Genomic DNA, 7,075 nt, shown 5'->3' on the forward strand with positions numbered 1-7,075 from the left:
GTGAGCAGCCGATGAGCACCATGCTCCCCGCCAAGACGGACAACGCGAAACATCCGGAGAAGGTCGACTCCCCACCGGGCGGCCCCGAAGTCGTCGGCACCTGGGCCGTACTGAGGGCCCGGCTGGCCGCGATGCGCCCCGCGAGCCGTCGGCTGACCGGCCTCGCCGCCCTCGCGGTAGTGCTCGTGCCCCTCGCCGCCGTCCTGTGGGGCAGTGACAGCTGGCCGGGCGCGCTGGGCGTGGACGTCTCGGGACCGCTGGACGACTTCAGCCAGTGGATCGTCGACAACCGCGACACCAGCCCGATCTTCCTGTACTTCCTGCTGCACATCAGCAACACCTCGGTGGACGCCGTCGACGGCGTCTACCAGCTGCTGGACTTCCTGGGCTGGCCCGGCGTCACCGCAGCCGCCGTACTGCTCGCCTGGCGGGCCGGCGGAGCGGGCCGGACAGGGCTCAAGGTCGGCGCGATAGCGCTCGGAGCCTTCGCCGGCTGCGGTCTGCTCGGCATGTGGGAACCGGCCATGACGACGCTGGCCCTCATGATCGTCGCGGTCGCGATCTCGGCGCTGGTCGGTGTCCTGCTCGGCCTCGCGTCCGGTCTCTCGGACCGGGTCGACCGGGCCCTGCGCCCCATCCTGGACACCATGCAGGTACTCCCGGCCTTCGCGTACCTCCTCCCCTTCGTGCTGGTCTTCGGCACCGGCTCACCCGCCGCCCTGCTCTCCACCGTGATCTACGCGGCGCCCCCCATGGCCCGCCTCACCTCTCTCGGCCTGCGCGGCGCCGACCCGTCCGTGCTCGAGGCATCGGCCTCGCTCGGCGCGAGCGGCTGGCAGCGGCTGCGCACGGCCAGGCTGCCACTGGCCCGCAAGGAACTGCTCCTCGGCCTCAATCAGACGATCATGATGGCCCTGTCCATGGTGGTCATCGCGTCCGTGATCGGCGCCGGCGGTCTCGGCGACGAGGTCTACTCCGCGCTGTCCACCGTCGACGTCGGAGCGGCGCTCGCCGCGGGTATCCCGATCGTGCTGATCGCCGTATGGCTGGACCGCACGACGGAGGCCGCGGGCGAGCAGCTCGGCGCACCCCCGGTCACCGACGGCCGTAGCCTGCTGCACGGCGGCCCGGCCTGGGCGCTGGCCGCCGTGGGCACCGTGGTGGCGGTCGTGGCGGGCAAGGTCGCCGGGGCCGCGGAATGGCCGGACGCCTGGACGTACGACATATCCAGCTCCGTCAACTCCTTCCAGGACTGGATGGTCGACCACCTCCACGCGGACGTCCCCGTCCTCGGCGGTACCGAGGTCTGGGCGTCCAACTTCACGTCCTGGGTGCTGAACCCGCTCCGCGACGTCCTGCAGGGCGCCCCGTGGTGGTCGCTGCTCCTGCTGGTCGCGGGCCTGGCCCTGCTGGCCGGCACCTGGCGCACCGCGCTCGGCGCGGCCGCGGCGCTGGCGGCCACCGGCGTCCTCGGCGTCTGGTCGAACACCCTGGACACGCTGTCGCAGGTGCTGGCCGCCCTGCTGCTCACGCTCCTGCTGGGAGTCGCCACCGGCATCCTCGCCGCCCGTGTCTCCTGGGTGGAGCGCGTGCTGCGGCCGGTCCTTGACGTCCTCCAGACCCTGCCGCAGTTCGTCTACCTCATCCCGGTCGTCGCGCTGTTCGGCGTGGGACGTGCCGCCGCGATCACCGCGGCCGTCGCGTACGCCCTGCCCGCCGTGGTGCGCATCACCACCCAGGGTCTGAAGAAGACCGACCCGGCCGCGCTGGAGGCCGCCCGCTCGCTGGGCGCCACCGGTATGCAGCAGCTGCGCCAGGTCCAGCTGCCGCTGGCCAGGCCCGCGTTGCTGCTCGCCGTCAACCAGGGTGTGGTGCTGGTACTGGCCGTCGTCATCGTCGGCGGCCTTGTCGGCGGCGGAGCGCTCGGCTACGACGTCGTGTACGGCCTGTCCCGCGGCGACCTCGGGGTCGGCCTGGTGGCGGGCGCGGCGATCGTCTGTCTCGGTCTGGTCCTGGACCGGGTGACCCAGCCCGCCCCGGCGCGGAGGAAGGACAACTAGCAGGCCGGTCAGTTCGGTCAACTTCCCTGCCCTACAAGCAACTTCATTGCAAGCAAGCATGCTTAAGCAAGTTAAGGAAGAACTCATCGTGCAGACCAGACAACGCCTCATACTCCGCACCGCCCTCGCCCTCACCGCCGGTCTCGGGCTGACCGCCGTCGCCGGCTGCGGCGCGGCCGACACCGGCAAGTCCAGCTCCTCGGGCAGCAACGACACCATCACCCTCACCAAGCCTTCGTGGGTGGGCGCGGAGGCCAACACGGCCGTCGCCCAGTACGTGCTGGAGACCGAGCTCGACTACAAGGTCAACACCAAGCAGATGGGCGAGGTCATCGCCTGGGACGCGCTCAGCAAGGGCACGATCGACGCCGTCCTGGAGGACTGGGGCCACCCCGAGCAGGAGAAGCAGTACGTCACGGACAAGAAGACCGTCGTGGCGGCGGGCGATCTCGGCGTCACCGGTCACATCGGCTGGTTCGTCCCCAAGTACTGGGCCGACGAGAACCCCGAGGTCACCGACTACAAGAACCTCTCCAAGTACGCGGACGACCTCAAGACCTCGGAGAGCGGTGGCAAGGGCCAGCTGCTCGAAGGTTCCCCGGACTACGTCACATTCGACGACGCCATCATCAAGAACCTGAACCTGGATCTGAAGACGGTCTACGCGGGCTCCGAGGCCGCGCAGATCACCCAGATCCAGCAGAACGCCAAGAGCAAGAAGCCCTTCCTCACCTACTGGTGGACCCCGCAGTGGCTCAACGCCGAGGTGGAGATGGTCGAGGTGAAGCTGCCGGAGTACAAGGAGGGCTGCGACGCCGACCCGAAGAAGGTCGCCTGCGCATACCCCAACACCCCGCTGCAGAAGTTCCTCAACGCCGACTTCGCCAAGGACGGCGGAAAGGGCGCCGAGTTCCTCAAGAACTTCAAGTGGAGCGCGGAGCAGCAGAACGAGGTCGCGAAGATGATCGCCCAGGAAAAGATGTCCCCGGAGGCGGCGGCGAAGAAGTGGGTCGACGCCAACCCCGACGTCGTGAAGGCCTGGCTGCCGGCGTAAGGCCGTAGGCCGTAGGTCCTGTCCCGCGCGGATCAGGCCCTGACGGCACAACAGCACACCGCGCGCCCCGCCCCACCACCGAGGGGCGGGGCGCGGCCGGGGTGAACCCCAACCCGGGGGCCGGGGTGAACATCAACCCCAGGCAGCACAGCTCCCGATCAGACCCTTCCAGGAGGAAGCACGATGCCCGAGCTCTTCATCGGCGGAACCTGGAGGTCCGCTCTCGACGAACGGACCCGCGAGATCCGCTGCCCCGCCGACGGCACCCTGGTCGCGGTCGTCGACGAGGCCGGCGGCAAGGACACCGTGGAGGCGATCGCCGCCGCCCGGCGGGCCTTCGACGAGGGTCCCTGGCCGACCGTTCCCGCCGCGGAACGCGGCGCCCTGCTGCTGCGCGTGGCGGATCTGCTCCAGCGGGACAAGGAGGCGATGGCCCGCGCCGAGTCCCTGGACACCGGAAAGCGGCTGGTGGAGAGCGCGTACGACATCGACGACGTCACCGCCTGCTTCCGCTACTACGGGCGCCTCGCCGCCGCCGACGCGGGACGGGTCATCGACACCGGCAATCCGGAGGCCGACAGCCGGGTCGTCTACGAACCGGTCGGCGTCTGTGCCCTGATCACCCCCTGGAACTACCCCCTGCTCCAGACCGCCTGGAAGGTCGCCCCGGCCCTCGCCGCGGGCAACACCTTCGTCCTCAAGCCGAGCGAGCTCACCCCGCACACCGCGATCCACCTCGTCCGCCTCCTGGAGGAGGCCGGACTTCCGGCCGGCGTCGCGAACCTGGTCCTGGGCGCCGGTCCCGAGGCGGGCGCGCCGCTCGCCGACCACCCGGACGTGGACATGGTCTCCTTCACCGGCGGCATCCACACCGGCCGCCGGCTGATGGCCACGGCCGCCGGCACCGTGAAGAAGGTCGCGCTGGAGCTGGGCGGCAAGAACCCGAACATCGTCTTCGCCGACGCCGACTTCGAGACCGCCGTCGACATGGCGCTCACCGCCGTCTTCCTCCACTCGGGGCAGGTCTGCTCGGCGGGCGCCCGGCTGCTGGTCGAGGACTCGTTGCACGACCGGTTCGTGGACGAGGTCGTCCGCAGGGCCCAGCTGATCCGGCTCGGGGGGCCCTTCGACGAGAACGCCCAGACCGGCGCGCTGATCTCCGCCCAGCATCTCGCCAAGGTCGAGGCGTATGTCGCGGCGGGACTCGCGGAGGGAGCGGTGCTGCGCTGCGGCGGCGCCGGCCCCAGCGGCGACCCGGCCCTGGAGAACGGCTTCTTCTACCTCCCGACGGTCCTCGACGAGTGCCGCGCCGACATGTCCGTCATCCAGGAGGAGTCCTTCGGTCCGGTGCTCACGGTGGAGCGGTTCACCGACGAGGCCGACGCGATCCGCCTGGCGAACGACACCATCTACGGTCTCGCCGGAGCCGTCTGGACCACCGACCAGGCACGCGCCCAGCGAGTCGTCTCCAAGCTGCGCATCGGCACCATCTGGATCAACGACTACCACCCGTACGTTCCGCAGGCGGAGTGGGGCGGCTTCAAGCAGTCCGGCTTCGGCCGCGAACTCGGCCCTACGGGCCTGGCGGAGTACCAGGAACCGAAGCACATCTGGCGCAACACGAACCCGGTGCCACAGGGCTGGTTCTCGTAACCCCTGGGGCCCTGCCTTTGTAGGTACGTCCCTTGGAGGTACCTCCCTTGGGGCTACGTCCCTTGGGGCGCGGGCCGCTTGAACATCCGCGTCGCCGTGATCTCGCTGTGCACCGTCTCCCCCTCCCCGGCCGGGGCCTGCTGCGGCAGTCCCGGCCGGAGGTGTTCCTCCACGCTGATGTACTTCAGCCCGGCACGGAGGTCCGCGTCGTTGCGGAGGCGGATGACCAGCGGGAACTCGGCGAGCGCCGTCGTGTCGAACAGGCCGGTGGTGTAGAGGAGCTGGACGCCGAGCGCGTCCGAGACGGCCCGTTGCAGCTCCAGCAGATACGTGGCGTTGGCCCGCCCGATCGGGTTGTCCAGGAACAGCGTGCCCGCGTGGCGGTGCTTGTCGCGGCCCCGGTCGTTGGAGCGCAGGGCCGCCATCGTGCAGTACAGGGCGATGGCGGCGGTGAGCAGCTGGCCGCCGGAGAACACGTCGCCCATCTGCCCGACGGGAACGCGCTCGGCGCGGAGCACGGCGTCGGGCTTGAGGATCTCGACGGCGACGCCCTTGGGCTGAAGTGCCGCGCTGACTCCTCTGAGGAGCAGGGACATGCCGTCGCGGCGCATGTCCGAGTTCTTCTTGACGGCGGCGCGGGTCGCCTCGTCGACGACCTCGCCGAGCCGCTCGGCGAGCGTGGCCTGGTCGGGCTCCTCGAAGCGGATACGGAGGAACTCCTGCCCCGACCACTCCCCGAGCCCCTCCGGGAGGCGGGACAGCCGCTGGGCCGACCTGAGCGTAGCGAGCGCGGACTCCACGAGCCCGCGCAGCCGGTCCACGATCGAGTCCCGGTTGCGCTCCAACTGCGCCAACTCGTCCGTGAGCACCCGGAGTCGGGGTGCGAAGGCGTCCGCCCACTTCTGCGCGTGCTCGGGCAGCGCGGACCCGGGCAGCTCGCGGATCTGCTGGCGCGCGGGGGTGCGTACCTGCTCGTAGCGCGTCGAGTTGGCATGCCGTACGAGGATGTCGCTCGCCTCGCGCACGGCCGCCTCGGCGGCGGAGAGGTCAGCGGCACAGCCGCGCAGGGAGCGACGGGCCTCGGCGGCGGACTGCCGGGCCTCTTCCAGGGTGCCGGGGTAGGGCTCGGACTCCTCCGGCTCCTCGTCGGAGTGCTCCCTGAGGAGGTCCCGGAGCAGGGCAGCCGTCTCGTCGAAGCCGCCGGCCGCGTCCTCGGCGGCACGGTGGGCGTCGAGCAGCTCGGCGTGGGCCTCGCGCGCCTGGCTCAACGCGTCGGTGCGTGAGGCGAGTTCGCCGGTCGCGGTGCGCAGCAGGCTCTGGGCGTGCTCGGAGTCGCGCGGTACCAGATCCTCCGGCAGCTCGGTGTGCGCCTCCTCGCCGTCCTCGGGCGCGTGCCGCTCGGCCTCGCCGCGCAGCCGTCCGAGCTGCTCGCTCGCGGTCGACGCGCGGGTTTCGAGGAGCTGGACCAGCTCCTCGGCGCGGGCGGCGGCGGCCTGCCGGGACGGGCCGTCGGAGCCGTCGGTGGACTCCAGCAACTGGGCGGCGCGCGTGCGCACCTTGTTGCTCAGCCGGTCCAGCTCCGCGAGCGCCCCGCTCTCGTCGCTCTCCGCTCGGGCCTGCTCGGCCCGCAGGTCGGCGCCGACACCGACCTTCTCGTAGAGCTGGGAGGCGGCGCGGTAGGCCTCGCGGAGGGCGGGCAGCGACGACTTCGTCGCCGCCGGATCGGCCTCTGGTACGTCGTCGGGTGCGCCGGCGATCTCCGCACGCTCGGCGCGCAGCGCGCGTGCCGTGCGGCGGGCGTCGTCGGCGGCACGCTGGGCGCCGCGCCGGTCCTCGTCGGCGGCGCGGGCGCGCTCCAGACAGGACTGGGCGCGGGCCTCCGACTCGGCCGCCTCATCGGCGAGTTCACGCAGCTTGACCTGCCAGCCGGCGCGCTCGCGCAACCGGAAGGCGAGTCCGGCGAGCGCGTCGGCGGCACGCCGGGCCCGCTGCGCGGCCTCCTGCCGCTCGTCCCGTACGAGAGCCGCCTCGGCCGCGGACTCGTCGGCCTCGGCCCGGACGGTGCGCGCCTCAGCGAGTTCCGCCTCGGCCTCCTCGGCGAACACGCGCGCGTCGTGGGCCGCCGTGGCCAGCTCGGCGAGCCGCCCCGCCGGGCATCCGGTCCGCCAGGAGGCGAGCCGCGCGGCCAGCTCCCGGTCCTTGGCGAGCCGGGCCGCCAGCTCCCGGATCTCCTCGTCCCGTTCGGTCGCACGTGTACGCAGCGCCTGCCGCTCCTCGTCGGCGGCGTGCTCGTCGTGCATGGCCGGGT

Annotated in this window: 3 protein-coding genes and 1 pseudogene; 3 read left to right on the forward strand and 1 reads right to left on the reverse strand. The window is 71.7% G+C overall.

Features of this window, described 5'->3' with window-relative positions:
• The first annotated feature begins 131 nt into the window (after positions 1 to 131).
• From ACTWQR_RS44125 to ACTWQR_RS44135, 3 genes are all read left to right on the forward strand, one after another.
• Positions 132 to 2,060 carry an ABC transporter permease subunit gene (locus ACTWQR_RS44125; RefSeq protein WP_443232937.1) on the forward strand — a complete coding sequence of 643 codons (1,929 nt, stop codon included), beginning with the start codon at positions 132 to 134 and terminating at the stop codon, positions 2,058 to 2,060.
• An 88-nt stretch (positions 2,061 to 2,148) separates the two neighbouring features.
• On the forward strand, positions 2,149 to 3,114 hold the full coding sequence (locus tag ACTWQR_RS44130; RefSeq protein ID WP_443232933.1) for an ABC transporter substrate-binding protein: 966 nt from the start codon (positions 2,149 to 2,151) through the stop codon (positions 3,112 to 3,114).
• Positions 3,115 to 3,297: 183 nt separating this feature from the next.
• Positions 3,298 to 4,767, forward strand: coding sequence for an aldehyde dehydrogenase family protein (locus tag ACTWQR_RS44135; RefSeq protein WP_443232934.1), 1,470 nt, complete (start codon positions 3,298 to 3,300; stop codon positions 4,765 to 4,767).
• Between the two features lie 53 nt (positions 4,768 to 4,820).
• Here the strand turns inward: ACTWQR_RS44135 and ACTWQR_RS44140 are convergent.
• Positions 4,821 to 7,075, reverse strand: a pseudogene (locus ACTWQR_RS44140) (hypothetical protein); the annotation flags it as partial.

It is taken from the genome of Streptomyces sp. 2A115 (assembly GCF_052245575.1).
GTDB lineage: Bacteria > Actinomycetota > Actinomycetes > Streptomycetales > Streptomycetaceae > Streptomyces.

Excerpts from the sequence above, each read along its gene's own strand:
- ACTWQR_RS44135 (WP_443232934.1), top strand. The coding sequence starts at position 3,298 with ATGCCCGAGCTCTTCATCGGCGGAACCTGGAGGTCCGCTCTCGACGAA.
- ACTWQR_RS44125 (WP_443232937.1), top strand. The coding sequence starts at position 132 with ATGCGCCCCGCGAGCCGTCGGCTGACCGGCCTCGCCGCCCTCGCGGTA.